The organism is Citrobacter sp. RHBSTW-00887, from assembly GCF_013728095.1.
Lineage (GTDB): Bacteria > Pseudomonadota > Gammaproteobacteria > Enterobacterales > Enterobacteriaceae > Citrobacter > Citrobacter braakii.
In genome coordinates this window covers 548,170-575,093 of record NZ_CP056267.1, presented here as the reverse complement: position 1 = coordinate 575,093, position 26,924 = coordinate 548,170, and the positions used below count along the sequence as shown (strand labels likewise).

Annotated in this window: 31 protein-coding genes; 15 read left to right on the top strand and 16 right to left on the bottom strand. The window is 52.4% G+C overall.

Annotated elements, in window-relative coordinates:
• Window positions 1-1,134 carry a beta-aspartyl-peptidase gene (gene iadA, locus HV314_RS02765; RefSeq protein ID WP_016154669.1) on the top strand — a complete coding sequence of 378 codons (1,134 nt, stop codon included), beginning with the start codon at window positions 1-3 and terminating at the stop codon, window positions 1,132-1,134.
• Window positions 1,135-1,144: 10 nt separating this feature from the next.
• Window positions 1,145-2,611 carry a C4-dicarboxylate transporter DcuC gene (gene dcuC, locus HV314_RS02760; RefSeq protein WP_181547265.1) on the top strand — a complete coding sequence of 489 codons (1,467 nt, stop codon included), beginning with the start codon at window positions 1,145-1,147 and terminating at the stop codon, window positions 2,609-2,611.
• A gap of 44 nt (window positions 2,612-2,655) precedes the next feature.
• On the opposite strand, the gene glmM is transcribed toward dcuC, so the two are convergent.
• The 4 genes from glmM to rlmE form a co-directional block, all read right to left on the bottom strand.
• A complete protein-coding gene (glmM, locus tag HV314_RS02755; RefSeq protein ID WP_016157569.1) occupies window positions 2,656-3,993 on the bottom strand; it encodes a phosphoglucosamine mutase in 1,338 nt (445 codons plus the stop codon).
• Window positions 3,986-4,834 carry a dihydropteroate synthase gene (folP, locus tag HV314_RS02750; RefSeq protein WP_016154672.1) on the bottom strand — a complete coding sequence of 283 codons (849 nt, stop codon included), beginning with the start codon at window positions 4,832-4,834 and terminating at the stop codon, window positions 3,986-3,988. Before folP ends, glmM begins: the two co-directional genes overlap by 8 nt.
• Before the next feature lie 98 nt (window positions 4,835-4,932).
• Entirely contained in the window at window positions 4,933-6,867 is a 1,935-nt protein-coding gene (ftsH, locus tag HV314_RS02745; protein ID WP_019077783.1) for an ATP-dependent zinc metalloprotease FtsH, read from the bottom strand.
• A gap of 99 nt (window positions 6,868-6,966) precedes the next feature.
• Window positions 6,967-7,596 carry a 23S rRNA (uridine(2552)-2'-O)-methyltransferase RlmE gene (gene rlmE / locus HV314_RS02740; RefSeq protein ID WP_003025015.1) on the bottom strand — a complete coding sequence of 210 codons (630 nt, stop codon included), beginning with the start codon at window positions 7,594-7,596 and terminating at the stop codon, window positions 6,967-6,969.
• 125 nt (window positions 7,597-7,721) lie between these two features.
• Here rlmE and yhbY point away from each other — a divergent pair, with 125 nt between their 5' ends.
• Window positions 7,722-8,015: a ribosome assembly RNA-binding protein YhbY gene (gene yhbY, locus HV314_RS02735; RefSeq protein ID WP_003025016.1), complete on the top strand. Its 294-nt coding sequence runs from the start codon at window positions 7,722-7,724 to the stop codon at window positions 8,013-8,015.
• A 153-nt stretch (window positions 8,016-8,168) separates the two neighbouring features.
• Here the strand turns inward: yhbY and greA are convergent, their stop codons facing one another.
• A complete protein-coding gene (gene greA, locus HV314_RS02730; RefSeq protein ID WP_016154674.1) occupies window positions 8,169-8,645 on the bottom strand; it encodes a transcription elongation factor GreA in 477 nt (158 codons plus the stop codon).
• A gap of 248 nt (window positions 8,646-8,893) precedes the next feature.
• On the opposite strand from greA, the gene dacB reads away from it, so the two are divergent.
• Window positions 8,894-10,327, top strand: coding sequence for a serine-type D-Ala-D-Ala carboxypeptidase (gene dacB / locus HV314_RS02725; RefSeq protein WP_181547263.1), 1,434 nt, complete (start codon window positions 8,894-8,896; stop codon window positions 10,325-10,327).
• 95 nt (window positions 10,328-10,422) lie between these two features.
• On the opposite strand, the gene cgtA is transcribed toward dacB, so the two are convergent.
• From cgtA to rplU, 4 genes are all read right to left on the bottom strand, one after another.
• Window positions 10,423-11,595 (bottom strand): Obg family GTPase CgtA, encoded by a 1,173-nt coding sequence (gene cgtA / locus HV314_RS02720; protein ID WP_016154676.1) that lies wholly within the window; start codon window positions 11,593-11,595, stop codon window positions 10,423-10,425.
• 15 nt (window positions 11,596-11,610) lie between these two features.
• Window positions 11,611-12,576 carry a DMT family transporter gene (locus HV314_RS02715; protein ID WP_016154677.1) on the bottom strand — a complete coding sequence of 322 codons (966 nt, stop codon included), beginning with the start codon at window positions 12,574-12,576 and terminating at the stop codon, window positions 11,611-11,613.
• A gap of 127 nt (window positions 12,577-12,703) precedes the next feature.
• A complete protein-coding gene (gene rpmA / locus HV314_RS02710) occupies window positions 12,704-12,961 on the bottom strand; it encodes a 50S ribosomal protein L27 (RefSeq protein ID WP_003025030.1) in 258 nt (85 codons plus the stop codon).
• Between the two features lie 19 nt (window positions 12,962-12,980).
• Entirely contained in the window at window positions 12,981-13,292 is a 312-nt protein-coding gene (gene rplU / locus HV314_RS02705) for a 50S ribosomal protein L21 (protein ID WP_003025032.1), read from the bottom strand.
• 257 nt (window positions 13,293-13,549) lie between these two features.
• On the opposite strand from rplU, the gene ispB reads away from it, so the two are divergent.
• Together ispB and sfsB are read left to right on the top strand one after the other, a co-directional pair.
• Entirely contained in the window at window positions 13,550-14,521 is a 972-nt protein-coding gene (gene ispB / locus HV314_RS02700) for an octaprenyl diphosphate synthase (protein WP_019077785.1), read from the top strand.
• A 221-nt stretch (window positions 14,522-14,742) separates the two neighbouring features.
• Entirely contained in the window at window positions 14,743-15,027 is a 285-nt protein-coding gene (sfsB, locus tag HV314_RS02695; RefSeq protein ID WP_016154679.1) for a DNA-binding transcriptional regulator SfsB, read from the top strand.
• A gap of 59 nt (window positions 15,028-15,086) precedes the next feature.
• Here the strand turns inward: sfsB and murA are convergent, their stop codons facing one another.
• From murA to mlaF, 7 genes are all read right to left on the bottom strand, one after another.
• Window positions 15,087-16,346 carry a UDP-N-acetylglucosamine 1-carboxyvinyltransferase gene (gene murA, locus HV314_RS02690; protein WP_181547261.1) on the bottom strand — a complete coding sequence of 420 codons (1,260 nt, stop codon included), beginning with the start codon at window positions 16,344-16,346 and terminating at the stop codon, window positions 15,087-15,089.
• Window positions 16,347-16,399: 53 nt separating this feature from the next.
• A complete protein-coding gene (gene ibaG, locus HV314_RS02685; RefSeq protein WP_003025040.1) occupies window positions 16,400-16,654 on the bottom strand; it encodes a BolA family iron metabolism protein IbaG in 255 nt (84 codons plus the stop codon).
• 169 nt (window positions 16,655-16,823) lie between these two features.
• On the bottom strand, window positions 16,824-17,117 hold the full coding sequence (gene mlaB, locus HV314_RS02680; RefSeq protein ID WP_016154680.1) for a lipid asymmetry maintenance protein MlaB: 294 nt from the start codon (window positions 17,115-17,117) through the stop codon (window positions 16,824-16,826).
• Complete coding sequence (mlaC, locus tag HV314_RS02675; RefSeq protein WP_016154681.1) at window positions 17,117-17,752, bottom strand: phospholipid-binding protein MlaC; 636 nt, start codon at window positions 17,750-17,752, stop codon at window positions 17,117-17,119. The genes mlaB and mlaC overlap by 1 nt, the downstream gene beginning before the upstream one ends.
• An 18-nt stretch (window positions 17,753-17,770) precedes the next feature.
• On the bottom strand, window positions 17,771-18,328 hold the full coding sequence (gene mlaD, locus HV314_RS02670) for an outer membrane lipid asymmetry maintenance protein MlaD (RefSeq protein WP_016154682.1): 558 nt from the start codon (window positions 18,326-18,328) through the stop codon (window positions 17,771-17,773).
• A gap of 4 nt (window positions 18,329-18,332) precedes the next feature.
• Complete coding sequence (gene mlaE / locus HV314_RS02665) at window positions 18,333-19,115, bottom strand: lipid asymmetry maintenance ABC transporter permease subunit MlaE (protein ID WP_003025053.1); 783 nt, start codon at window positions 19,113-19,115, stop codon at window positions 18,333-18,335.
• A gap of 7 nt (window positions 19,116-19,122) precedes the next feature.
• Window positions 19,123-19,935 (bottom strand): phospholipid ABC transporter ATP-binding protein MlaF, encoded by an 813-nt coding sequence (gene mlaF, locus HV314_RS02660; protein ID WP_016154683.1) that lies wholly within the window; start codon window positions 19,933-19,935, stop codon window positions 19,123-19,125.
• 214 nt (window positions 19,936-20,149) lie between these two features.
• Between mlaF and HV314_RS02655 the strand changes: the two genes are divergently transcribed.
• From HV314_RS02655 to ptsN, 9 genes are all read left to right on the top strand, one after another.
• Window positions 20,150-21,127, top strand: a complete 978-nt coding sequence (locus HV314_RS02655) for a calcium/sodium antiporter (protein ID WP_016154684.1) — start codon at window positions 20,150-20,152, stop codon at window positions 21,125-21,127.
• A 13-nt stretch (window positions 21,128-21,140) separates the two neighbouring features.
• A complete protein-coding gene (gene kdsD / locus HV314_RS02650; protein WP_016154685.1) occupies window positions 21,141-22,127 on the top strand; it encodes an arabinose-5-phosphate isomerase KdsD in 987 nt (328 codons plus the stop codon).
• A gap of 20 nt (window positions 22,128-22,147) precedes the next feature.
• Window positions 22,148-22,714 carry a 3-deoxy-manno-octulosonate-8-phosphatase KdsC gene (gene kdsC, locus HV314_RS02645; RefSeq protein ID WP_046276014.1) on the top strand — a complete coding sequence of 189 codons (567 nt, stop codon included), beginning with the start codon at window positions 22,148-22,150 and terminating at the stop codon, window positions 22,712-22,714.
• Window positions 22,711-23,286, top strand: a complete 576-nt coding sequence (gene lptC / locus HV314_RS02640) for an LPS export ABC transporter periplasmic protein LptC (RefSeq protein ID WP_047358522.1) — start codon at window positions 22,711-22,713, stop codon at window positions 23,284-23,286. The genes kdsC and lptC overlap by 4 nt, the downstream gene beginning before the upstream one ends.
• Window positions 23,255-23,803, top strand: a complete 549-nt coding sequence (gene lptA, locus HV314_RS02635) for a lipopolysaccharide ABC transporter substrate-binding protein LptA (RefSeq protein WP_047358523.1) — start codon at window positions 23,255-23,257, stop codon at window positions 23,801-23,803. The genes lptC and lptA overlap by 32 nt, the downstream gene beginning before the upstream one ends.
• Before the next feature lie 6 nt (window positions 23,804-23,809).
• Window positions 23,810-24,535 carry an LPS export ABC transporter ATP-binding protein gene (lptB, locus tag HV314_RS02630; protein ID WP_003025073.1) on the top strand — a complete coding sequence of 242 codons (726 nt, stop codon included), beginning with the start codon at window positions 23,810-23,812 and terminating at the stop codon, window positions 24,533-24,535.
• A gap of 46 nt (window positions 24,536-24,581) precedes the next feature.
• The gene (gene rpoN / locus HV314_RS02625; RefSeq protein ID WP_016154689.1) at window positions 24,582-26,015 is read left to right on the top strand and encodes an RNA polymerase factor sigma-54; all 1,434 of its coding nucleotides are present in this window, start codon (window positions 24,582-24,584) and stop codon (window positions 26,013-26,015) included.
• Between the two features lie 22 nt (window positions 26,016-26,037).
• Window positions 26,038-26,325 (top strand): ribosome hibernation promoting factor, encoded by a 288-nt coding sequence (gene hpf / locus HV314_RS02620; protein ID WP_003025078.1) that lies wholly within the window; start codon window positions 26,038-26,040, stop codon window positions 26,323-26,325.
• Window positions 26,326-26,408: 83 nt separating this feature from the next.
• Window positions 26,409-26,900 carry a PTS IIA-like nitrogen regulatory protein PtsN gene (gene ptsN, locus HV314_RS02615; protein ID WP_016154690.1) on the top strand — a complete coding sequence of 164 codons (492 nt, stop codon included), beginning with the start codon at window positions 26,409-26,411 and terminating at the stop codon, window positions 26,898-26,900.
• The last annotated feature ends 24 nt before the right edge of the window (window positions 26,901-26,924 follow it).

Here is a 26,924-nt window from a genome sequence, read left to right as displayed (position 1 = left end):
ATGTTTACTTTATTGACCAATGCCCGTGTTTTTTCTCCCGAGGATTTAGGCCTCTGCTCCCTGCTCATTCATGCCGACCGAATTGTGGCGGTAGAAAAAGATATTTCCCTGTTTGATGGCGTCGACGAGGTCATCGATTGTCATGGCAAATGGGTTATCCCAGGCATAATCGATCAACATGTCCATCTTACCGGTGGCGGTGGCGAGGCTGGATTTGCCAGCCGAACGCCAGCCGTCAAGCTACGCGATCTGATTCAGGCAGGTATTACCACGGTTGTCGGCGTGTTAGGTACCGATGCCATTTCTCGTTCGCCCAAAGACCTCTACGCCAAAATGCAGTCTCTCAACCTTGAGGGATTACGCGCATTTATGCATACGGGAGCCTACGCGGTACCCAGCCCAACCATTACGCGATCCATCCGCGATGACATGACCTTTATTCCAGCGATACTTGGCGTCAAAATCGCCCTCGCCGATCACCGTGGTTCTTACCCCTCTTTCCAGGAATTGCTGAGAATAGTAAGCGATATCCGCGTGGCTTCCCTGCTGGCAGGCAAAAAAGGGTTACTGCATGTACATCTTGGGAATCTGCCGGAAGGGATGTCACAGCTTATTGAGCTGTGTGATGCAGGCATTCCGATTCACCACATTTCACCGACCCATGTTGCGAGAACAGCGCCCTTGTTCGAACAGGCGATTGCGTTCGCTCATCGTGGCGGCCATATCGACGTTACGTCTGGCGGTAGTCGCTTTATGCCTCAGGAACAGGCAATCCTCCACGCTCTGGAAGCCCAGGTTCCAGCCGATCGCATCACGATCAGCTCTGATGGTAATGGCAGCGTTCCGCGCTTTAACGCCCAGGGTATTGTGGAAGGCTTAAGCGCGGCACCGGTCGCAGGTAACCTTAATCTTCTTCCTCGCTTGATTGATGTGGGGATCCCGGTGCCACAAGCGATCGCGATGTTGACGGCAAACGTTGCGCGCTCGCTGGGTATTTCCGGCGGCGTGCTCTGCGCCGGGGAACGTGCCGATATCTGTGTACTCAATGATGACCTCTCGCTGGCCCATCTGTTCGCTGCGGGTAAGCCGTTGCTGCGGGATGGCGAGTGCCTGGTTACTGGCAACTTCGAGTAAGGGGGCAAGAATGTCATTATTACTGGCGCTAATTGCCATCATTTTTGCCGGACGTCTGATCCTCAAAAAATATCACCCCCAGTCAGTGTTGCTGTTGACCGGGATTGTGCTGCTGCTTATCGCGCATTTTAGCGGGATGACCACGCTCAGTAGCCTGGTGAAAAAAAGCACCGGATTCGGCCCCTTTGATGCCTTCGAGTTTATTCGCGATACCCTGAGCGTGCGCCTCGGCGGCCTTGGGCTGCAAATTATGCTGATTGGTGGTTTCGCTACATATATGTCGGCCATTGGCGCAAGCCAGGTGCTGGTTCGGGTGACATCTCGCCCTTTGCAACGCCTGAACTCACCGTACCTGCTGTTGGGGCTGGCGCTGTTGCTGGGTCAATTCCTGTCGCTGTTTATCAGCAGCGCCACCGGGCTGGGTCTGCTGTTGATGGCGACGCTCTACCCGCTGCTGACCCGTCTTGGCTGTAGCCGCGCTGCCGTTGCCGCCGTTATCGCCAGTACCTGTGCGGTTGAATTTGGTCCAGGTTCCGGCAACTCGGTTCTCGCCGCCAAAACCGCAGGCATCGAGGTGGTGAACTATTTCGTGCAGGATCAGTTGCCGATCGTCGTCCCCGTTATTCTGTTCATCGCCCTATTACATATTGTTGTGCAACGCTTTTTCGACCATCGGGAAAGCAGTGACGGTGTGGCTCAGCAGATGCAGACATTAACGTCGACCGATGAAACTGAAGCACCGATCGCTTGGCTTTTTCTGCCCATGCTACCTCTGGTGTTGATGCTGGTGTGCAGTGATTTAGTATTCAGTTCGCTCAAAATTACGCTGGATACCGCCGTACTGATAAGCCTCGCCATTACCCTGGTTTGTGAGTATTGCCGTCATCGTAAGGCGCGCGAGGTGATGGCAGGCGTACAAAAAGTCTTTGACAGCATGGGCAGCGTTTTTGCCACCGTCGTCACGCTGATTATCGCCGGTGAAGTCTTTTCAGCCGGACTGAAAGCTATTGGCGCCGTCGATGCGCTGCTGTCGCTTTCCGGTGAATTTGGCCTCAGCGCCGCCTCTATTATCCTGCTGATGACCCTTATCACCTTTGCAATTTCAGCGCTAATGGGCTCCGGAAATGCGGCGTTTTTCTCCTTCGCCCCAATGGTACCGGACATCAGCCGTCATATCGGTAGCGACATCGCAGTCATGATGTTGCCTATCCAGATATCGGCGGGTATTGGTCGTACGTTATCCCCCATTGCCGGCGTCATCATTGCTATCGCGGGAATTGCAGGCGTCTCACCTGTGGATATTGTTAAGCGCACCGCGATTCCGATGCTGGGCGGTTGGTTACTGATGATTGCGCTGACCTTTGCCCGGTCAGGGCATTTGCTGGCGGTTCTGCCGTGGCTGGCAGTCCTTGTAATATTAATGATCGGTGGTTACTTCTGGCAGCGCCGACATAAACAATCGCTTCCCGTACAGTAAAAAAAACCGGAGTCCCAGACTCCGGTTTTCACTGTCTTTAGTGATTACACCGCTTTGACGGCATCGGCAATACGGTGAGCGAATTCAGTCACCTGCGCTTCATCTTCACCTTCAACCATCACGCGAATTAACGGTTCAGTACCTGACTTACGCAGCAGAACACGTCCGCGATTGCCCAGTGCAGCTTCAACTTCAGCCATCACCGCTTTCACGTTTTCATGTTCCAGCGGATCGCCGCTACCTGCGGTGTAACGTACGTTAACCAGCAGTTGCGGGAACATTTTCATGCCGCTGCACAGGTCGTGCAAACTCATATGGTTACGCACCATCGCCGCCAGTACCTGCAGACCTGCAACGATACCGTCACCGGTGGTGGTTTTGTCCAGCAGGATCACATGGCCTGAGTTTTCAGCACCGATACGCCAGCCTTTTTCCTGCATTTTTTCCAGTACGTAGCGGTCGCCGACTTTCGCACGGGCAAACGGAATACCCAACTGTTTCAGCGCCAGCTCGAGGCCCATATTGCTCATCAGCGTGCCTACCGCGCCACCGCGCAGTTGCCCCTGACGCAGGGCTTCACGGGCAATGATGTACATGATCTGATCGCCATCGACCTTATTGCCTTCGTGGTCAACCATAATGACGCGGTCACCGTCACCATCCAGCGCAATACCCAGATCAGCTTTTTCCGCCATCACGCGCGCCTGCAGGGCACGGACGTCGGTAGCGCCGACTTCTTCATTGATATTCACACCGTTTGGCTCACAGCCAATAGCAATCACGTTTGCGCCCAGCTCACGCAGTACATTTGGCGCAATGTGGTACGTCGCACCATTAGCGCAATCCACCACAATTTTAAGCTCACTCAGACTCAATTCATTCGGGAAGGTGCCTTTGCAAAACTCGATATAACGACCGGCAGCATCAACGATGCGGGTAGCTTTACCCAGTTCAGCCGAGTCCACGCAGGTGATCGCTTTTTCCATTTCGGCTTCGATAGCTTCTTCAACCGCATCCGGCAGTTTGGTCCCATCGATGGAGAAGAATTTAATCCCGTTGTCATAGTACGGGTTGTGCGAAGCGGAGATAACAATCCCGGCTTCAGCACGGAAGGCGCGCGTCAGATATGCAACGGCAGGTGTTGGCATTGGGCCTGTGAAAGAAGCCGACAGTCCGGCGGCAGCCAGACCCGCTTCCAGTGCGGACTCCAGCATATAGCCAGAAATACGCGTATCTTTGCCGATAATAATTTTACGTGAACCATGACGTGCCAGCACTTTTCCTGCAGCCCAACCCAGTTTGAGCACAAAGTCAGGGGTAATTGGGGCGTCGCCTACGCGACCACGGATCCCATCGGTGCCAAAATATTTACGATTACTCATAGCGTTTATTTTCCTTTGCAGACAATGTGGCTTCCACCACACGCATCGCTTCTACGGTTTCTTTGACGTCATGGACACGAATGATATGCGCCCCTTGCATTGCGGCAATGACCGCACACGCAAGGCTACCGCTCAGGCGTTCGGATGGCCCCACATTCAGCAACTGGCCAACCATTGATTTTCGTGACATCCCAACCAGCAATGGCAGATTAAAATGATGAAACTCAGCCAAACGTGCCAGTAATGTGTAGTTGTGAGTGAGATTTTTACCGAATCCGAACCCGGGGTCGAGCAACAATTTATCTTTTGTGATTCCAGCCCGCTCGCAGCGTGCTATTTGTTCAACAAAGTAACGATTTACATCAGCAAAAACATCCTCGTACTTTGGTGCTTCCTGCATGGTTTTCGGCTGACCCTGCATATGCATCAGACAAACCGGTAATCCGGTTTCTGCTGCGGCTTCCAGCGCCCCAGGCTCCGAGAGTGAGCGAATGTCATTGATGATATGTGCGCCGACTCTGGCGCACTCGCGAATCACTTCTGCTTTTGAAGTATCGACCGAAATCCACACTTCAAAACGTTGAGCAATCGCCTCCACCACCGGGATCACTCGCTGCAACTCTTCTTCCACGCTCACATCGGCCGCGCCTGGACGCGTGGATTCACCACCCACATCAATGATAGTCGCCCCAGCGTTAATCATCAGGTTTGCGTGTTTTACCGCCTCAACCAGAGAGTTGTGCGCACCACCATCGGAAAAGGAATCTGGCGTGACGTTCAAAATCCCCATGACGTGTGGATGGCTGAGATCCAGTGAAGACCCCTGAGCAAAGAGTTTCATAGTTTTATCCCTGATAACATCTTGAATATACAAATAAGAAAAACCCCGGGGCAAGCCCCAGGGTTTTAAATTAAAACACGGTCATCATCAACGATAACTTATTTGTCGCCCAGTTGCTCTGACATGGTGCCAGAGTCCGGCGCACGCGGTTCATCAACCGGACGCGGCGCACTTGGCTTGCCGGTGCTGCCAGAGTTGTTGTTAGAAGAACCCGGTTCTTCCCAACCCGCTGGCGGACGTACCTCGCGGCGAGCCATCAGATCATCAATCTGCGGCGCATCGATGGTCTCATATTTCATGAGCGCATCTTTCATCGAGTGCAGAATGTCCATATTTTCGTTCAGCAGACGACGCGCACGGTCATAGTTACGCTCAATCAGCAGTTTAACTTCCTGATCGATAATACGAGCCGTTTCATCGGACATATGTTTAGCTTTCGCCACAGAACGTCCCAGGAACACTTCGCCTTCTTCTTCAGCGTACAGCAACGGACCGAGTTTCTCGGAGAAGCCCCACTGAGTAACCATGTTACGCGCCAGGTTAGTCGCGACTTTAATATCGTTCGACGCACCGGTAGAAACATGTTCAACACCGTAGATGATCTCTTCGGCCAGACGACCGCCGTACAGCGTGGAGATCTGACTTTCCAGTTTCTGGCGGCTGGCGCTGATTGCGTCGCCTTCAGGCAGGAAGAAAGTCACACCCAGCGCACGACCGCGCGGGATAATCGTCACTTTGTGCACCGGATCGTGTTCCGGTACCAGGCGACCGATAATCGCGTGGCCTGCTTCGTGATACGCGGTAGATTCTTTCTGCGCTTCCGTCATCACCATGGAGCGACGTTCCGCACCCATCATGATTTTGTCTTTCGCTTTCTCGAATTCAACCATCGATACAACACGCTTGTTGCCACGAGCTGCAAACAGCGCCGCTTCGTTGACCAGGTTCGCGAGATCAGCACCGGAGAAGCCAGGCGTACCACGTGCAATGATTGCCGCATCGATATCCGGAGACAGCGGTACGCGACGCATATGCACTTTCAGGATCTGTTCACGACCGCGGACATCCGGCAGACCAACCACAACCTGACGGTCGAAACGGCCTGGACGCAGCAGCGCAGGGTCAAGAACGTCCGGACGGTTAGTTGCCGCGATAACGATAATGCCTTCGTTACCTTCGAAGCCGTCCATCTCAACCAGCATCTGGTTCAGTGTCTGCTCACGTTCATCGTGACCACCGCCCAGACCTGCACCACGCTGGCGACCTACGGCGTCGATTTCATCGATGAAGATGATGCACGGTGCCGCTTTCTTGGCTTGTTCGAACATGTCACGCACACGAGATGCACCGACACCCACGAACATTTCCACGAAATCAGAACCGGAAATGGTGAAGAAAGGAACCTTCGCTTCACCTGCGATAGCTTTCGCCAGCAGGGTTTTACCCGTACCCGGAGGACCGACCATCAGAACGCCTTTCGGGATTTTACCGCCCAGCTTCTGGAAACGGCTCGGTTCGCGCAGATACTCAACCAGCTCAGCAACTTCTTCTTTTGCTTCGTCGCAACCAGCAACGTCTGCAAAAGTCGTTTTGATCTGATCTTCCGTCAGCATGCGCGCTTTGCTCTTACCGAACGACATGGCACCTTTGCCACCACCGCCCTGCATTTGACGCATGAAGAAGATCCAGACACCAATCAGCAGCAGCATTGGGAACCAGGAAATGAAGATAGAAGCCAGCAGGCTCGGCTCTTCAGGCGGTTCACCAACAACCTTGACGTTTTTGGTCAGCAGGTTATCAAGCAGCTTCGGATCGTTAACCGGAATGTAGGTCGTGTAACGGTTACTATCTTTCTTGGTAACGTTAATCTCACGTCCGTTGATCTTCGCTTCACGAACCTGGTCCTGATTGACCTCTTGCAGGAAGGTAGAGTAATCAACCTTACGGCCATTAGACTCGCTGGGCCCAAAGCTCTGGAATACTGACATCAGCACAACGGCAATGACCAGCCAGAGAATTAGGTTTTTCGCCATGTCACTCAAGGGATTAACCTCATATTACAACTGTGTTAAAAACAGCGTCAGGATACTCTATATCCAGTTTCTTTCAAACTTTCGTTTGAAATCTACCGGTTATGGTTTACGCCCGGTCGCTACAATATACACTTCACGCGAACGGGCGCGAGAAGAGTCCGGCTTACGAACTTTGACCTTCGTAAACAGGGAGCGAATCTCTCTTAGATACTCATCGAAGCCTTCGCCCTGGAACACCTTCACTACAAAACTACCACCTGGCGCTAATACATCACGAGCCATTCCAAGCGCCAGCTCTACCAGATACATGGCCCGGGGAATATCCACCGCCGGTGTTCCACACATATTTGGCGCCATATCAGACATGACAACTTGTACTTTACTGTCACCTACGCGCTCAAGTAACGCTTTCAGGACTAATTCATCACGAAAGTCGCCCTGAAGGAAGTCCACACCAACGATTGGATCCATAGGTAAAAGATCGCAAGCGATAATGCGGCCAGTGTTGCCGATCTGCGTAACCGCATATTGCGACCAGCCACCGGGTGCAGCACCGAGATCAACAATCGTCATCCCCGGTTTAAAAATTTTGTCACTTTGCTGTATTTCATCAAGTTTAAACCAGGCACGGGAACGTAACCCCTTTTTCTGCGCCTGCTGAACATATTTATCGCTAAAGTGTTCCTGAAGCCAGCGACTTGAGCTGGCAGAACGCTTTTTACCTGTCATTTCACATTCCCAAAGGGCAGTTCATCGTAACCAATGGTGTAAATTTCTACACAGCTATTTGGCGATATATGGGAGATGGCGGTAGAATGACCCGTTTTCAATCCCAACGTAAGCAAAAATATACGATGAATCTGAGTACTAAACAAAAACAGCACCTGAAAGGTCTGGCACATCCGCTCAAGCCTGTAGTTATGCTTGGCAACAATGGTTTGACCGAAGGGGTACTGGCCGAGATTGAACAAGCGTTAGAGCACCATGAACTTATCAAGGTGAAAATCGCCTCGGAAGATCGCGATACTAAAACCTTGATCGTGGAAGCTATCGTACGCGAAACCGGCGCCTGCAATGTACAGGTCATCGGTAAAACGCTGGTACTGTATCGCCCGACTAAAGAACGTAAAATCTCGCTGCCACGCTAAGAATATCCCAAAGTTGCACACGAAGTTTGTGTAAAACGCGGGATTTTCCGCTAGCAGGAGAGCAAAATGCCACGCTCTCTTCGTTGATAAAAGGCCGCTATGCGGCCTTTTTCCTTTCTTTACAATGTATCAACATCTTAACCAAGATGCGAATTACAGGTATTCTACCTTCGTTACTTCATATTCAACTTCACCGCCCGGCGTTTTAATAACCACCACGTCATCCTGCTCTTTACCGATCAGGCCACGAGCAATAGGCGAGTTCACCGAAATCAGGTTCTGTTTAAAATCGGCTTCATCATCGCCGACAATACGCCAGGTCTGCTCTTCGTCGTTATCGAGATTCAGCACGGTAACCGTTGCGCCGAAAACTACGCGACCATTGTTCGGCATTTTTGTGACGTCGATAACCTGCGCGTTGGACAGTTTAGCTTCGATATCTTTAATGCGCCCTTCGCAGAAACCCTGCTGTTCGCGCGCCGCGTGATACTCTGCATTTTCTTTCAGGTCGCCATGCTCGCGCGCATCTGCGATAGCGGCAATGATTTCAGGACGGCGCACCGATTTCAGAAAATCCAGTTCTTCGCGCAGTTTTTCAGCACCACGTAAGGTCATTGGGATAGCTTGCATTTGTTATACCTCTTGAACATTCCTGTAGGGGGCGGCTGCTCTCACCCCGGCTGCTAAGCCCACTCTGGCATACGCCATGCCAGAGTCAGAAGCAAAAAAATACCGACCCGGGGCTCAGGGTCCCAGGTCAGCTACAATTCTCTATTTGATGATCATTTTACCCTGGAGTTCCCTATGGGTCATCGTTTACTTTTTGGGGCGTTGCGCCGTAGTATGACGGCCTGTTTCCAGGTTGTTAGCGCGAGATTATGCGATTTTCCAGATTTACCATTGGATTGACTGCCAGTATAGCGTTCAGCGTTCAGGCTGCGAACGTCGACGAGTATATCAATCAGCTCCCTGCCGGGGCCAACCTCGCCCTTATGGTACAGAAGGTTGGCACACCTGCTCCTGCTATTGATTACCATAGCCAGCAGATGGCGCTGCCGGCCAGTACCCAGAAAGTGATCACCGCGCTGGCGGCATTGATTCAGCTCGGGCCTGACTTTCGTTTTACCACCACGCTTGAGACTAAAGGCAACGTGGAAGGCGGCGTTTTGAAAGGTGACTTAGTGGCGCGATTTGGTGCCGATCCGACGCTAAAACGTCAGGATATTCGCAATATGGTGGCAACCCTGAAAAAATCAGGCGTGACGCAAATTGCCGGAAATATCATGATCGACACCTCCATTTTCGCCAGCCATGATAAAGCGCCTGGCTGGCCCTGGAACGACATGACGCAGTGTTTTAGCGCACCGCCCGCGGCGGCTATTGTCGATCGTAACTGTTTCTCGGTTTCACTCTATAGCGCGCAAAAACCTAACGATCTCGCCTTTATCCGCGTGGCATCTTACTACCCGGTCACCATGTTCAGTCACGTGCGTACTCTCGCTCGTGGCTCTGCCGAAGCGCAATATTGTGAACTGGACGTGGTTCCAGGCGATCTCAACCGCTTTACGTTGACCGGATGCCTGCCCCAACGAGCCGATCCGCTGCCGCTGGCATTCGCTATTCAGGACGGCGCCAGCTATGCCGGGGCGATTATCAAAGATGAGCTAAAACAAGCTGGTATCACTTACAGCGGGACTCTGTTGCGCCAGACGCTGGTCAACGAGCCGGGGACCGTGGTAGCCAGTAAGCAGTCGGCGCCGCTGCACGACCTGCTTAAGATTATGCTGAAAAAATCGGACAACATGATTGCCGATACCGTTTTCCGTATGATTGGCCATGCACGATTTAACGTGCCAGGTACCTGGCGAGCAGGTTCTGATGCCGTACGCCAGATTCTGCGTCAGCAAGCGGGTATTGATATCGGCAACACCATTATTGCCGACGGTTCTGGGCTCTCCCGCCATAACCTGATTGCCCCGGCGACCATGATGCAGGTGCTGCAATATATCGCTCAGCACGATAACGAGCTGAACTTTATCACCATGCTGCCGCTGGCAGGCCATGACGGCTCTTTGCAATACCGTGCGGGTCTGCATCAGGCTGGCGTAGATGGCAAAGTATCGGCGAAGACAGGCTCACTGCAGGGGGTCTATAACCTGGCAGGCTTCATCACCACGGCAAGCGGTCAGCGCATGGCATTTGTGCAGTATCTGTCTGGTTATGCGGTAGAGCCAGCTGATCAGCGTAATCGCCGTATTCCACTGGTCCGCTTCGAGAGCCGGTTATACAAGGATATTTATCAGAATAACTGAGTATGTTTGCCAGATGGCAGCGCTAACGCACCTAATCCGGCCTTCTGAAACCTGGAAACAAAACCCCGGCAACATGGCCGGGGTTTTTAATGTGATTAACGCTTGTAGATGAACTCAACGCCTTCTTCGTCGTCTTCGTCCCAATCGTCATCCCAATCATCTTCTGCTTCGTCTTCGACTTCAGCGAGCTGCTGGCGGTGATAATCATCCCACATGAACTCGACTTTCTCTGGTTGTTTCGCTTCTTCAGCCTGAACAATCGGGTTCTCGATGATAAAGGTCATCACATCCCAGCAGAGATCCTTCACGCCCAACTGGCTGGCGGCGGAGATCAGGTAATATTTACCTTCCCAGCCTAACGCTTCGGCGATCGCTTTCGCTTTCTCTTCCGCTTCAGCCTTGTCCAGCAAATCAATTTTGTTGAACACTAACCAACGCGGTTTAGACGCCAGATCCTGGCTGTATTTCTCAAGCTCGCCAATAATGATACGGGCATTTTCAACCGGATCGGAACCGTCAATCGGATCGATATCAATGAGGTGTAGCAGTACGCGGCAGCGTTCCAGGTGTTTCAGGAAGCGGATACCCAAGCCTGCGCCTTCAGCCGCGCCTTCAATCAGACCCGGAATGTCGGCAACCACGAAGCTCTTTTCGTTGTCCATACGCACCACACCCAGGCTCGGAACCAGAGTGGTGAACGGATAGTCAGCGACTTTCGGCTTCGCCGCGGACACCGCACGGATAAACGTCGATTTACCGGCGTTTGGCATGCCCAACATCCCCACGTCCGCCAGCAGCATCAGCTCCAGCATCAGATCGCGTTTATCGCCCGGTGTACCCATCGTTTTCTGACGCGGAGTACGGTTGACCGAGGATTTGAAACGGGTGTTGCCCAAACCGTGCCAGCCGCCTTTAGCGACCATCAGACGCTGACCGTGTTTGGTCATGTCGCCCATGGTTTCGCCCGTGCCCTGATCGATTACACGCGTACCTACAGGCACTTTAATCGTGACATCTTTACCACGCTTGCCGGTGCAATCACGGCTCGCGCCATTCTGTCCACGTTCCGCGCGGAATGATTTTTCAAAACGGTAATCGATCAGCGTGTTCAGGTTTTCGTCGGCTTCCAGCCAAACGTCACCACCGTCACCACCGTCTCCACCGTCCGGACCGCCTTTTGGGATGTACTTTTCGCGGCGGAAGCTGACGCAACCATTACCGCCATCACCTGCAACGACCAGAATCGATGCTTCATCAACAAACTTCATTTTACTCTCCGTAAATCATTCGCCTGAGCGGGGCTGCGAAACCACCGTTTCATGCTTACGTAAACCGCCCCAAATTCGATGACCAATGGCGGAATACATCGCGCCCGCAACCACGATAAACGCACCGAGATAACCTAATAGGTTTAGCATCGGTCTGGCGAAGAAATCGGGCCAGGCCAGTGATAATAAATCTGAAAATAACAACGTAAACAGCGGAGTGAGCGTAATAATGGCGCTCACCTGTGCCGCCTGCCAACGCGCCATCGCTTCCGCGAGAGCACCGTATCCTACCAGCGTATTCAGGCCGCAGAATACAAGGCATGCCAGCTGCCAGTCACTGAGCTGCGTGATGACACCGGGTTTAGCCAACGGCAACAACGCAATAGTACATAAAGTGTACAGTAAAAACAGGATCTGCGGTGATGCCAGACGGCGCAATAACACCTTTTGCGCGACCCCATAGCTCACCCAGACCATCGCCGCACCAACACCAAAGATAACGCCCCAGGTGTAATCGGTGAGACGGGTAAAAATTTCGATCAGACTGGTATTAAAAAACAGAACCAGACCGCTCAGAAGCATAATGGCGCCAATCACCTGCGTACCGCGCATCTTTTCTTTTAGGATAAAGACGCTGGCAATCATCATACCAACCGGTGACAGCTGACCGATAACCTGCGAAGCCGTTGGGCTCAAATATTGCAAGGATGAACTAAACAGAATGAAGTTACCGAACAACCCACCGGTAGCGATAGCCAACAGGATCAGCCAACGCGCTTTGCGAAAAATACGCAACGGAGGGAGCTTTTTTTTAACCGCAAGAATAGCGCCAAGGCCAATGCTTGCCATTAAAAAACGGTAGAACACCACGGTAGGAGGCTCCATCACCTCCAGCACTTGCTTCATCGCTATTGGCAAAGCGCCCCAACATACTGCCGTTGTGAGTGCTAACAGAATACCAATACCTGCCTGCTGCTTCATGCCGTATTCCCTGCAAGGGCTCGTTTCCGGGTTATCACGGCGCGACGAGCGTATTTACCGGCCGTCGAATGTAAAAAGCCCCGCAACGTGTTGCGGGGCTTTTATCCGTTACCGGGACGCGAAAAACTTATTCAGCAACGATGCTGATGAATTTACGGTTTTTCGGGCCTTTCACTTCAAATTTCACTTTACCGTCTGCTTTAGCAAACAGAGTGTGGTCTTTGCCGCAACCAACGTTGGAGCCAGCGTGGAATTTAGTACCACGTTGACGAACGATGATGCTACCAGCCAGAACTGTTTCACCGCCGAAGCGTTTTACGCCCAGACGTTTAGCTTCTGAATCGCGACCGTTACGAGTCGAGCCGCCAGCCTTTTTATGTGCCATTTAATCTGCTCCCCTTAACTTAAGCGCTGATGCCAGTGATTTTTACATCAGTGAACCACTGACGATGGCCCTGCTGCTTACGGTAGTGTTTACGACGACGAAACTTAACGATTTTAACTTTCTCGCCACGACCATGAGCAACAACTTCAGCTTTGATAACGCCGCCATCAACGAAAGGAACGCCGATTTTGACTTCTTCACCGTTTGCGATCATCAGAACTTCTGCGAATTCAACAGATTCGCCAGTTGCGATGTCCAGCTTTTCCAGGCGAACGGTCTGACCTTCGCTTACTCGGTGTTGTTTACCACCACTTTGGAAAACCGCGTACATAAAAAACTCCGCTTCCGCGCACACCTTTTTGATGATTCAGAGTGCGCTATAAATATTCACAATAGGGCGCGAATATTACGCAAAACGCGAGCCTTTGACAAGTGCTACGTCAATACATGAAGAAAAAAAACACAACACGTACGGTAACGTTTATCTATGGCGTTTTTTCAGTACAATCAGCATATATTTATAACCCTAAACCCGACGTTACCTTCCGATACAGTGAGGTAATCGGGGCGAGAAGCCCGGCTTTTGCGATGAATTTAGAAAAAATCAATGAGTTAACCGCGCAAGATATGGCGGGGGTCAATGCGACAATCCTTGAACAGCTCAATTCCGACGTGCAGCTGATCAATCAACTGGGGTACTACATCGTTAGCGGCGGCGGAAAACGCATTCGCCCAATGATCGCCGTACTCGCCGCGCGTGCAGTTGGCTACCAGGAAAATGCGCACGTTACGATTGCAGCCCTCATCGAGTTTATTCACACCGCGACCCTGTTGCACGACGATGTTGTGGATGAGTCCGACATGCGCCGCGGAAAAGCCACAGCGAATGCGGCGTTTGGCAATGCGGCCAGCGTGCTGGTCGGCGATTTTATCTATACCCGCGCTTTTCAGATGATGACCAGCCTCGGTTCGCTGAAAGTGCTGGAAGTCATGTCGAAAGCGGTCAACGTCATCGCCGAAGGTGAAGTCTTGCAGTTGATGAACGTCAACGACCCGGACATCACTGAAGAAAACTATATGCGTGTTATCTACAGTAAGACCGCGCGTTTGTTTGAAGCGGCTGCCCAATGCTCTGGCATTCTGGCTGGTTGCAGCGAAGAACAAGAGAAAGGGTTGCAGGATTATGGCCGTTATCTCGGTACTGCTTTCCAGTTAATTGACGATTTGCTGGATTACAACGCGGATGGTGAGCAACTGGGTAAAAACGTCGGTGATGACCTCAACGAGGGCAAACCAACGCTGCCGCTGCTGCATGCCATGCGCCACGGCACCCCTGAACAAGCACAAATGATCCGCCAGGCTATTGAGCAGGGTAATGGCCGTCACCTTCTGGAGCCTGTTCTGGAAGCGATGAACGCCTGTGGTTCCCTGGAGTGGACTCGCCAACGTGCAGAAGAAGAGGCTGATAAGGCCATCGCTGCGCTGCAGGTACTGCCTGATACGCCGTGGAGAGAAGCGCTGATTGGTCTGGCGCATATCGCCGTACAGCGCGACCGTTAATACCCTGCGGCATCTTTCATCATCCCGTGCCCTGCACGGGATGCTTTTATAAATTCCAATAAATACTTCCCCCTCTCCAGCAATCTTCGCATAAATTTGGCATATTCTGAATATACTCACACTTTACATGAACATTTTAGAACATTCGTTCTCCGGGCGTTATAGTATCTCCACAACCGATCGTGGAACCATAAGTCGATAACCAAAGGAGAGATGAGTTTATGGAAAACAAGCTGATTGACTGGCATCCGGCCGATATCATCGCCGGACTGCGCAAGAAAGGGACCTCAATGGCCGCTGAATCACGTAAAAATGGATTAAGCTCATCAACGCTGGCCAATGCGTTAACACGCCCATGGCCAAAAGGTGAGTTGATTATCGCCCGATCGTTGGGAACCGACCCGTGGGTGATTTGGCCGTCACGCTATCACGATGCAAAAACACATGAGTTTATCGACAGAACGCGGATGATGAGGGGACGCAAAGAGAAACAGAATCCTGAATGAACACTGATGAGTAGTAACCCCCGGTTCACAGAACTGGGGGTTACAAGAGACGTAGACGATTACTCGCCTTTCACGCGCTCAATGTTTGCGCCCAGCGCGCGCAGTTTATCTTCGATGCGCTCATAGCCGCGATCGATGTGATAAATACGATCGACTACCGTCGTACCTTCAGCAATACACCCAGCCAGCACGAGGCTTGCAGATGCGCGCAGATCGGTCGCCATAACCTGTGCGCCGGAGAGCGTTTCCACGCCGTGGCAAATCACGGTATTGCTTTCGATTTCTGCGTGAGCGCCCATACGGCTCAGCTCAGGCACGTGCATAAAGCGGTTCTCAAACACGGTTTCCGTGATGAAACCCGTCCCTTCTGCCACCAGGTTCAGCAACGTGAACTGGGCCTGCATATCGGTAGGGAACGCCGGGTGCGGCGCTGTGCGCACATTGACAGCTTTCGGACGTTTACCGTGCATGTCCAGGCTGATCCAGTCGTCACCGACTTCGATATCCGCTCCCGCATCACGCAGCTTCGCCAGAACGGCATCCAGCGTGTCAGGTTGTGCATTACGACAGATAATTTTGCCGCGAGAAATTGCCGCTGCGACCAGGAAAGTACCGGTTTCGATGCGGTCAGGCAGAACGCGATACACACCGCCGCCGAGGCGCTCAACGCCTTCGATAGTAATACGATCGGTACCCTGGCCTGTGATTTTTGCGCCCATCGCAATCAGGAAGTTCGCGGTATCCACGATCTCCGGCTCACGCGCGGCGTTTTCGATGATGGTAGTGCCTTCGGCAAGCGTTGCTGCGCACATGATAGTGACCGTCGCGCCGACGCTCACTTTGTCCATGACGATATGCGCGCCTTTCAGGCGGCCATCAACGGACGCTTTCACATAGCCTTCTTCAAGCTTAATAGTCGCGCCTAACTGCTCCAGACCAGTAATGTGCAGGTCAACCGGACGCGCGCCGATGGTGCAGCCGCCCGGCAGTGAAACCTGGCCCTGGCCAAAGCGGGCAACCAGTGGCCCAAGCGCCCAGATGGATGCACGCATGGTTTTGACCAGATCGTACGGCGCACAGAAGACGTTCACGTCACGCGCATCAATGTGCACAGAACCATTACGCTCAACTTTCGCCCCCAACTGGCTCAGCAGCTTCATTGAGGTGTCAACATCCTTCAGTTTCGGGACGTTCTGGATCTCTACAGGTTCTTCCGCCAGCAGCGCCGCAAACAGGATCGGCAGCGCGGCGTTTTTAGCGCCTGAAATTGTGACTTCGCCCTGGAGCTTGGTTGGCCCCTGAACACGAAATTTATCCATTATTCTGTTCTCTGTTAAGAATTTATCTTCGCTACCGGCATATCACCCGTAGCTCAAAAACCGTTAAGTTTGCGATCGCGCGCCCATTCCGCTGGAGTAAACGCCTTAATCGACACGGCATGAATGCGGTTGTCCGCAATGTACTCCATCAACGGGCCATAGACCGATTGCTGTTTCTTGACCCGGCTCATGCCTTCAAACATCTCACCCACGGCAATAACCTGAAAGTGACTGCCGTCGCCAGAAACGTGGACTTCCTGGAGGGAGAGTGCATTCATCAGCACGCTCTGAATTTCATTATTTTCCATGGGCTCTTCATTCGTCAGATAGTGAAAACAGCCCAACATCTTAGAGCAAAGTGGCGCTGTCATAAATAAGCAAAAAGCCCCGCTGATAAATCAGACAAGGCTTTAGTGGCAGATCCCCCGCAGAGGAGTTGCCGGATGGCGGCACAAGACCTTATCCGGCTTACAAAAATTAACGAGGAAGAACGTCGTCAGGCAAATTGTAAAGCTGCGCCAGCGTGTACACTTTATCGTTCACGCCAGCGAGCGAAACGCTGTTCCCCTGCTGCTTGCCCTCATTAATCAGGTGCAGCAGTAATGCCAGACCACCGGTATCCACCCGGGAAATCTGGTTCAGGTCGATGCAGGATACCCCTTTCATCGCCTCAACTCGCGCATCCCATAATGGGTTTAACACGTCCTGATCCAGCTCTCCCACCAGCACCAGCTTGTCGCCTTCACGCATCCAGGTGAGTGACTGCGTCATTATTTTTTCTCTTCCAGCGTGATTTTCTGCTGAGAAATAGATTTCAGCTGTGCCGTCAGGCCATCAATACCTTTCGTACGCAGCAGGTCGCTCCACTCATTCTGTTTGGTGGTGATCATACTTACGCCTTCAGCAATCATGTCATACGCCTGCCAGTTACCCGTCTGGGAATTTTTACGCCACTGGAAATCCAGACGTACCGGAGGACGACCGTTTGGATCGATGATTGTTACGCGGATAGGCACGATGGTCGCATCACCCAGCGGCTGCTCAGGGGCAATCTGATAGGTCTGGCCGTGGTACATCGCCAGCGCCTGACCGTACGCCTGCTTCAGATATTCACGGAATGCGGCGAAATAGGCGTCACGCTGAGCCGGTGTCGCATCTTTGTAGTAGCGGCCCAGTACCAGTGCACCTGCATACTTAACCTGCACGTAAGGCAGCAGTTCCTGATCGACCACCTGACGCAGGTAATCCGGGTTGGAACGGATTTTAGGTTGCTCGTTCTTCAGACGGTCAAACGTCTTCTGCGCCGCCTCATCCATCAGTTTGTACGGGTTCGTCTGGTCCGCTGCGGTTGCCGCGCTAAGTGGAGCAATCACCAGCATAGCCACCATCATCAATCGTTTAAACATACGTCGATTCTCCTGAGATTATTTCGTTGCGCCCGCAGGCGTAGTGGCTTCATTATTGCCTTCAGTTGCGGCTGGCGCATCGCCAGAATTCTTATTGTCATCACCTTTACTGTTGCTGTTGTAAAGGAACTGACCAATCATATCTTCCAGCACCATCGCAGATTTCGTGTCCTGAATCGTACCGCCATCTTTGAGGATAGACGTTCCCAGCTCAGGATCTTCAAAACCTACGTTCAATGCCAGATACTGTTCGCCCAACAGACCGGAAGTACGGATGCTCAGAGAACTGGTGTCAGGAATATGGTTAAAACGCGATTCAATTTCCAGCGTCACGCGCGGCAGGTACGTTTTCTGATCTAACGAGATGTCCGATACGCGTCCTACCACGACCCCGCCAATCCGCACCGGAGAGCGCTCTCTCAGACCGCCGATATTATCAAAGGTCGCATAAATCGTATAAGTCGGTTCAGTACGCATTGAGGTGACGTTCGCCGCCTTCAGGCAGACAAACAGCGCGGCCAGCAGCGCAACCAGCAGGAATAACCCGACCCAAATTTCATTTTTTTTCGTTTGCATGAACTCAATTCCCAAACATCAGTGCGGTCAGCACAAAATCCAGCCCCAGAACGGCAAGAGAGGCGTGCACTACGGTGCGTGTCGTTGCCCGGCTAATCCCGGCAGAGGTCGGGATAGCATCATAACCATTGAACAATGCAATCCAGGTGACCGTAATGGCAAACACCACGCTCTTAATCAGGCAGTTGACCAGATCCAGACGCCAGTCGACGGCATTTTGCATAGCCGACCAGAAAAAGCCTGCATCAATACCTTTCCAGCTTACGCCAACCAACGACCCACCCCAGATCCCCACCGCGACAAATATAATCGTCAGCAGCGGCAATGAAATAACACCGGCCCAAAAACGCGGGGAGATCACTCGGCGCAGTGGATCGACGGCCATCATTTCCAGGCTGGAAAGCTGCTCGGTCGCCCGCATCAGGCCAATCTCTGCGGTTAAGGCCGATCCGGCCCGCCCGGCAAACAACAGCGCCGCAACCACCGGCCCCAGCTCACGTAGCAATGACAGCGCCACCAGCATACCGAGGCTGGTTTCCGCACTGTAGGTCGTCAGCACCAGGTATCCCTGCAACCCCAGCACCATGCCGATGAACACGCCAGAAACAATAATGATCAGCATCGATAAGACACCGACATTATAGAGCTGGCGTATCAGCAGCGGCGCATGTTTGCGAAACTCCGGCTTGCCGACAACTGCATTGAACAACATTAATCCGGCTCGCCCGAACGTCCTGAGGGTTTTTATTCCCCGATGTCCGAGTGATGCCAGCGCATTTAACAACATGGGTGGCTTAACTCCCTGTTTTGAGTAAATCGATGTGGTAGTCGCCCGCCGGGTAACGGAACGGAACCGGTCCATCGGCAATGCCATCGAGGAACTGACGCACACGCGGATCGGCATTTTCTTGCAGCGCCTGAGCACTACCGTAGGCCACTATTTTTTTGTCCGCCATAATATAGGCGTAATCCGCAATACTCAGCACTTCTGGCACATCATGGGAAACCACCACGCAGGTGACGCCCAGTGCGCTGTTCAGTTCAGAAATCAGCTTCACCAGCACGCCCATGGTGATGGGATCCTGGCCGACGAACGGCTCATCAAACATAATAAGGTCTGGCTCCAGCGCGATAGCACGTGCTAACGCGGCACGACGCGCCATCCCACCGGATAATTCAGAAGGCATTAATTTTGCCGCGCCCCGCAGACCAACGGCCTCGAGCTTCATCATTACCGTGCTTTTCAGCAGCGGCGCAGGCAGCGTTGTATGCTCGCGCAACGGGTATGCAACGTTGTCAAACACATTCATATCAGTAAACAGCGCACCAGACTGGAATAGCATGCTCATGCGCTTACGCACGGTAAATAAACGCGAACGGGACATGGCCGGGACATTTTCGCCGTCAAACAGGATCTCGCCCTTATCGGGGGAGATTTGTCCGCCGATCAGACGCAACAGCGTAGTTTTGCCGATGCCTGATGGCCCCATGATCGCCGTCACCTTACCACGCGGCACCGTCAGGGAAATATTATCAAAGATGCAGCGGTCGCCTCGGGAAAAGCTGACATCGCGCATATCGATTAGATTCGCCACAGACTGACCCATTGATTCATCCTTTACTATTGCCTCGTTGATCGAAGAGTTTGGCGCTCAATTTAGCCCTGAACCCAACATATTTACAGATTATTACCTGTCCTGGTTAGCGAAAGCTGGCATTTGTTTTACTTTTTAGCCGCATAAAGTCAAAATTAAGAATTCGTGACGGCTTCCAGAAATCCTTCAAGTGGACCGGCGAGTATACCTGAAGAAAGGACTTTAGATGCTTTTAGCGACGGCGCTGTTAATAATTGGTTTACTTCTGGTGGTCTACGGTGCCGACCGACTGGTATTTGCCGCATCCATTTTATGTCGAAACTTCGGTATTCCCCCCATTATCATCGGGATGACCGTGGTCAGCATTGGTACATCGTTACCCGAGATAATTGTCTCCGTTGCCGCATCGATGAACGGGCAGCTTGATTTAGCCGTCGGTACCGCCATCGGCTCTAACATTACCAACATACTGCTTATTTTAGGCCTGTCGGCACTGATTCATCCTTTTACCGTGCATTCTGATGTTCTGCGTCGTGAATTACCGCTAATGTTGCTGGTAAGCATCTTAGCCGCATCGGTCCTGTATGACGGGCAATTGAGTCGCAGCGATGGTTTCTTTCTTCTGCTTCTGGCCGTGCTATGGCTGTTATTCATTGTTAAAATCGCCCGTCTGGCTGAGCGACAAGGTAACGACAGCCTGACCCGCGAGCAGATCGCGGAACTGCCGCGCGAAGGCGGGTTACCGGTCGCGTTTTTGTGGTTGGGTATTGCGCTAATTATTATGCCAATGGCAACGCGTATGGTGGTAGATAACGCAACCGTACTGGCGAACTACTTCGCCATGAGCGAACTCACCATCGGGCTGACGGTTGTCGCCATTGGTACCAGCCTGCCGGAGCTGGCAACGGCAATTGCGGGTCTGCGTAAAGGCGAAAACGATATTGCCGTCGGCAACATCATCGGCGCGAACATTTTTAATATTGTTATCGTCCTCGGACTGCCGGCGCTGATTACGCCGGGGGAAGTTAATCCGATGGCCTTCACCCGTGACTATAGCGTCATGCTGCTGGTGAGCGTAATTTTTGCACTACTCTGCTGGCGACGTCCGCGCCAGATTGGTCGCGGCGCGGGTGCGCTGCTGACCGGCGGTTTTATCATATGGCTGGCGATGCTGTATTGGTTATCGCCACTTCTCGTTGGATAACTGGAAACGCATTATGTCGCACTTAGAGTTGCAACCGGGTTTTGACTTTCAGCAAGCAGGCAAGGAAGTCCTGGCAATTGAACGTGAAGGCCTGGCGGAGCTTGATCAGTACATCAACCAAAATTTTACTCTCGCCTGCGAGAAAATATTCAGCTGCCCGGGCAAAGTTGTAGTGATGGGGATGGGGAAATCTGGACATATCGGGCGGAAAATGGCGGCCACATTTGCCAGCACCGGCACCCCCTCATTTTTCGTGCATCCAGGCGAAGCCGCACATGGCGATCTGGGCATGGTCTCGCCGCAGGATGTAGTCATCGCCATCTCTAACTCCGGTGAATCCAATGAGATAGCGGCGTTAATCCCGGTGTTAAAACGTCTTCATGTACCGCTTATCTGCATGACCGGTCGTCCGGAAAGCAGCATGGCGCGTGCGGCAGATGTGCATCTGTGTGTTAAAGTGCCTAAGGAAGCTTGCCCGTTAGGCCTGGCGCCGACCAGCAGCACGACCGCAACGCTGGTGATGGGCGATGCGCTAGCCGTGGCATTATTAAAAGCGCGTGGCTTTACCGCGGAAGATTTTGCGTTATCTCATCCCGGTGGCGCACTAGGCCGTAAGCTTTTACTGCGCGTTAACGATATTATGCATACGGGCGATGAGATCCCGCATGTGACTAAAAGCGCCAGCCTGCGTGACGCCTTACTTGAGATCACGCGTAAAAATCTCGGCATGACCGTCATTTGCGATGATGACATGAAGATTGACGGTATTTTCACCGATGGCGATTTACGTCGCGTCTTCGATATGGGCGTTGATGTTCGCCAGTTAGGCATTGCCGATGTGATGACCCCTGGCGGCATTCGCGTGCGTCCGGGCATTCTTGCCGTCGATGCCCTGAACTTAATGCAGTCCCGCCATATCACCTCGGTTATGGTTGCTGATGGCGACCGGTTACTTGGTGTGTTACATATGCATGATCTGCTGCGTGCAGGTGTAGTGTAAGAAACTCAAGGATAAAGAAAATGAGTAAAGCAGGTGCGTCGCTTGCGACCTGTTATGGACCCGTCAGCACAGACGTTATCACCCGGGCAGAGAACATCCGTTTGCTGATCCTGGATGTGGATGGCGTACTGTCTGATGGTCTGATTTATATGGGCAACAACGGTGAAGAGCTGAAGGCTTTTAACGTCCGCGATGGTTACGGAATTCGCTGTGCGCTCACTTCCGGTATCGAGGTTGCCATTATTACCGGACGAAAGGCTAAACTTGTAGAAGATCGCTGTGCCACATTGGGGATCACGCATTTGTATCAGGGGCAGTCAGACAAACTGGTCGCCTTTAACGATCTCCTTAGCAAACTGGCGATCGCTCCTGAAAATGTTGCGTACGTTGGCGATGATCTGATCGACTGGCCGGTGATGGCACAAGTGGGATTAAGCGTGGCGGTGGCGGATGCTCATCCTTTGCTGATCCCGCGGGCTGATTATGTCACCCGCATCGATGGGGGACGCGGCGCGGTCCGCGAAGTCTGCGATTTATTACTCCTGGCGCAGGGCAAACTGGACGAGGCCAAAGGGCAATCGATATGAGCAAAACCAGACGTTGGGTTATCATTCTACTGTCGCTGGCTGTCCTTGTGATGATTGGTATTAATCTGGCAGACAAAGACGACACCGCTGAGGTCGTCGTAAATAACAACGAGCCAACCTATAAGAGCGAACATACTGATACCGTTGTGTATAGTCCCGAAGGCGCACTGAGCTATCACTTGATCGCGCAAAACGTTGAATATTATTCGGAACAAGCGGTTTCGTGGTTTACTCAACCGGTATTAACCACATTTGATAAGGATAAAGTACCGACCTGGACGATCAAGGCTGATAAAGCAAAATTGACCAACGATCGGATGCTATATCTGTACGGCCATGTTGAGGTCAACGCCCTGGTGCCCGACTCTCAACTACGCAGAATGACGACCGATAACGCACAGATTAACCTGGTGACACAAGACGTCACTTCCGATGATCTCGTCACGTTATATGGCACAACATTTAACTCCAGCGGACTGAAGATGCGCGGCAACTTACGCAGCAAGAACGCCGAGCTGATTGAAAAGGTTAGAACCTCATATGAAATCCAAAACAAACAAACTCAGCCTTAATCTTGTGCTTGCCAGCTCACTTCTGGCCGCCAGCATCCCGGCATTCGCCGTCACCGGCGATACCGAGCAGCCGATTCACATTGAGTCGGACCAGCAGTCTCTTGATATGCAAGGCAACGTGGTGACCTTTACTGGCAATGTGATTGTGACTCAGGGCACCATCAAAATTAACGCCGATAAAGTCGTCGTAACCCGCCCTGGCGGTGAAGACGGTAAAGAAGTCATTGATGGCTACGGTAATCCTGCAACCTTTTACCAGATGCAGGACAACGGTAAACCGGTTAAAGGCCACGCCTCACACATGCATTATGAACTGGCGAAAGACTTCGTCGTTCTCACCGGTAAAGCTTACCTGGAACAGCTCGATAGCAACATCACAGGCGATAAGATCACCTATCTGGTGAAAGAGCAGAAAATGCAGGCCTTCAGCGATAAAGGCAAACGCGTCACCACCGTTCTGGTACCGTCGCAGTTGCAGGACAAAAACAAGGCTCCGGCAGAGAAAAAAGGTAACTGATTCGTTATGGCAACATTAACTGCAAAGAACCTTGCAAAAGCCTATAAGGGCCGCCGTGTGGTGGAAGATGTCAGTCTGACCGTCAACTCCGGGGAGATCGTCGGTCTGCTCGGTCCTAACGGTGCGGGTAAGACAACGACCTTTTACATGGTGGTCGGCATTGTCCCACGTGATGCGGGCAACATTATCATTGATGACGAAGACATCAGCCTGCTGCCTCTGCATGCGCGCGCGCGTCGCGGCATCGGCTACTTGCCGCAGGAAGCGTCTATTTTCCGTCGCCTGAGCGTGTTTGATAACCTGATGGCGGTGCTGCAAATTCGTGACGATCTTACCAGCGAGCAGCGGGAAGATCGTGCCAACGAGCTGATGGAAGAGTTCCACATCGAACACCTGCGTGACAGCATGGGACAGTCGCTCTCCGGTGGTGAACGACGCCGCGTGGAGATCGCCCGCGCACTGGCCGCGAATCCGAAATTTATCCTGCTGGATGAACCGTTTGCCGGTGTTGACCCGATTTCCGTTATTGATATCAAACGGATCATCGAACACCTGCGCGACAGCGGGCTTGGGGTGCTGATTACCGACCATAACGTTCGCGAAACGCTGGCAGTGTGTGAGCGCGCCTACATCGTGAGTCAGGGCCACCTGATCGCGCATGGCACGCCAACAGAAATACTGCAGGATGAGCACGTTAAACGCGTATACCTTGGGGAAGACTTCAGACTCTGATAGGGTAGAAGACTTCACGTCACCGCAGGAGAGAACAACTCTGAACATGAAGCAAGGTTTGCAACTCAGGCTTAGCCAACAACTGGCGATGACGCCTCAGCTACAACAGGCTATCCGTCTGTTGCAGCTGTCCACGCTGGAACTTCAGCAAGAACTTCAGCAAGCGCTGGAAAGTAATCCACTGCTCGAGCAAACCGATCTTCACGACGAAATTGATACCCAGGAAAAACAGGACAGCGAATCCCTCGACACCGCAGATGCTCTCGAACAAAAAGAGATGCCAGAGGAGCTGCCGCTTGACGCCAGTTGGGATGAAATTTACACCGCCGGTACGCCTTCTGGCACCAGCGGGGATTACATCGACGACGAACTGCCTGTGTATCAGGGTGAGACCACGCAATCGCTGCAGGATTACCTGATGTGGCAAGTGGAGCTGACCCCGTTCTCGGATACCGATCGCGCAATTGCGACATCCATTGTTGATGCGGTAGACGAAACCGGTTATCTCACCGTAACCCTGGACGATATTCTCGAAAGCATGGGCGATGACGACGTCGGCATGGACGAAATCGAAGCCGTGCTTAAACGCATTCAGCGTTTTGATCCCGTGGGCGTGGCGGCCAAAGATCTCCGCGACTGCTTATTGATCCAACTTTCACAGTTTGATAAAGCCACGCCGTGGCTGGAAGAAGCGCGCCTGATCATCAGCGATCACCTCGATCTGTTAGCCAACCATGACTTCCGCACGCTGATGCGCGTAACCCGGCTGAAAGAAGATGTGCTGAAAGAAGCCGTCAATCTTATTCAGTCCCTGGACCCCAGACCTGGGCAGTCTATCCAGACAGGGGAGCCAGAATACGTTATTCCGGATGTACTGGTGCGTAAGCATAACGATCGCTGGGTGGTCGAACTCAACGGCGACAGCATTCCACGGCTGCAGATTAACCAGCACTACGCCGCCATGTGCAACAGCGCGCGCAACGACGCTGACAGCCAGTTTATTCGTAGCAATCTGCAGGATGCAAAGTGGCTGATTAAAAGCCTGGAAAGTCGCAATGATACGCTGCTGCGCGTCAGTCGCTGTATCGTTGAACAGCAGCAAGCCTTCTTTGATCAAGGCGAAGAGTTTATGAAACCGATGGTGCTGGCGGATATCGCCCAGGCCGTCGAGATGCACGAATCGACCATTTCCCGAGTGACCACGCAAAAGTATCTGCACAGTCCGCGCGGCATTTTTGAATTGAAGTATTTCTTTTCCAGTCACGTTAACACTGAAGGCGGAGGCGAAGCCTCATCCACAGCTATCCGTGCACTGGTGAAGAAATTAATTGCTGCGGAAAACCCCGCGAAACCGCTGAGTGACAGCAAGTTAACCTCTATGCTGTCAGAACAGGGTATCATGGTGGCACGCCGCACTGTTGCGAAGTACCGAGAGTCTTTATCCATTCCGCCGTCGAACCAGCGCAAACAGCTGGTCTGACCCAACCGATAAGGAAGACACTATGCAGCTCAACATCACTGGAAACAACGTCGAAATCACTGAAGCCTTACGCGATTTTGTTAATACAAAATTCGCCAAGCTAGAACAATATTTCGACCGGATTAATCAGGTCTATATTGTGTTGAAAGTGGAGAAGGTGACACATATCTCGGATGCAACACTGCATGTGAACGGTGGCGAAATTCATGCCAGCGCGGAAGGTCAGGATATGTACGCCGCCATTGACGGTTTAATTGATAAACTGGCTCGGCAGTTAACAAAACATAAAGATAAACTGAAACAGCACTAACTTGTCCGGGCAGTTAGCGGGTGCAGGACGGCCTGTTGTGTCGCACAACGGGCCATTTGTACAGTTAGCGCTTAGGTGAAATTATGACAAATAACGATACGACTCTACAACTGAGCAATGTTCTTAACCAGGAATGTACACGCGCTGGCGTTCACTGCCAAAGCAAGAAACGCGCGCTGGAAATCATCAGCGAACTGGCGGCAAAACAGCTCAGCTTGCCCTCTCAGGTGGTATTTGAAGCCATTCTGACGCGTGAAAAAATGGGCAGTACCGGCATCGGTAATGGAATTGCTATCCCGCACGGAAAGCTGGAAGAAGACACGATGCGCGCAGTTGGCGTGTTTGTGCAACTTGAAACGCCAATTGCTTTCGACGCCATTGATAATCAACCCGTCGATCTGCTTTTCGCCCTGCTGGTTCCGGCAGACCAAACCAAGACGCATTTGCATACGTTGTCGCTGGTCGCCAAACGTCTGGCCGATAAAACCATCTGCCGCCGCCTGCGCGCAGCACAGAGTGACCAGGAGTTGTATCAAATCATCACGGACACCGAAGGTGGACTGGATGAAGCATAACAACCCAATGGCATCCTTTTTTGT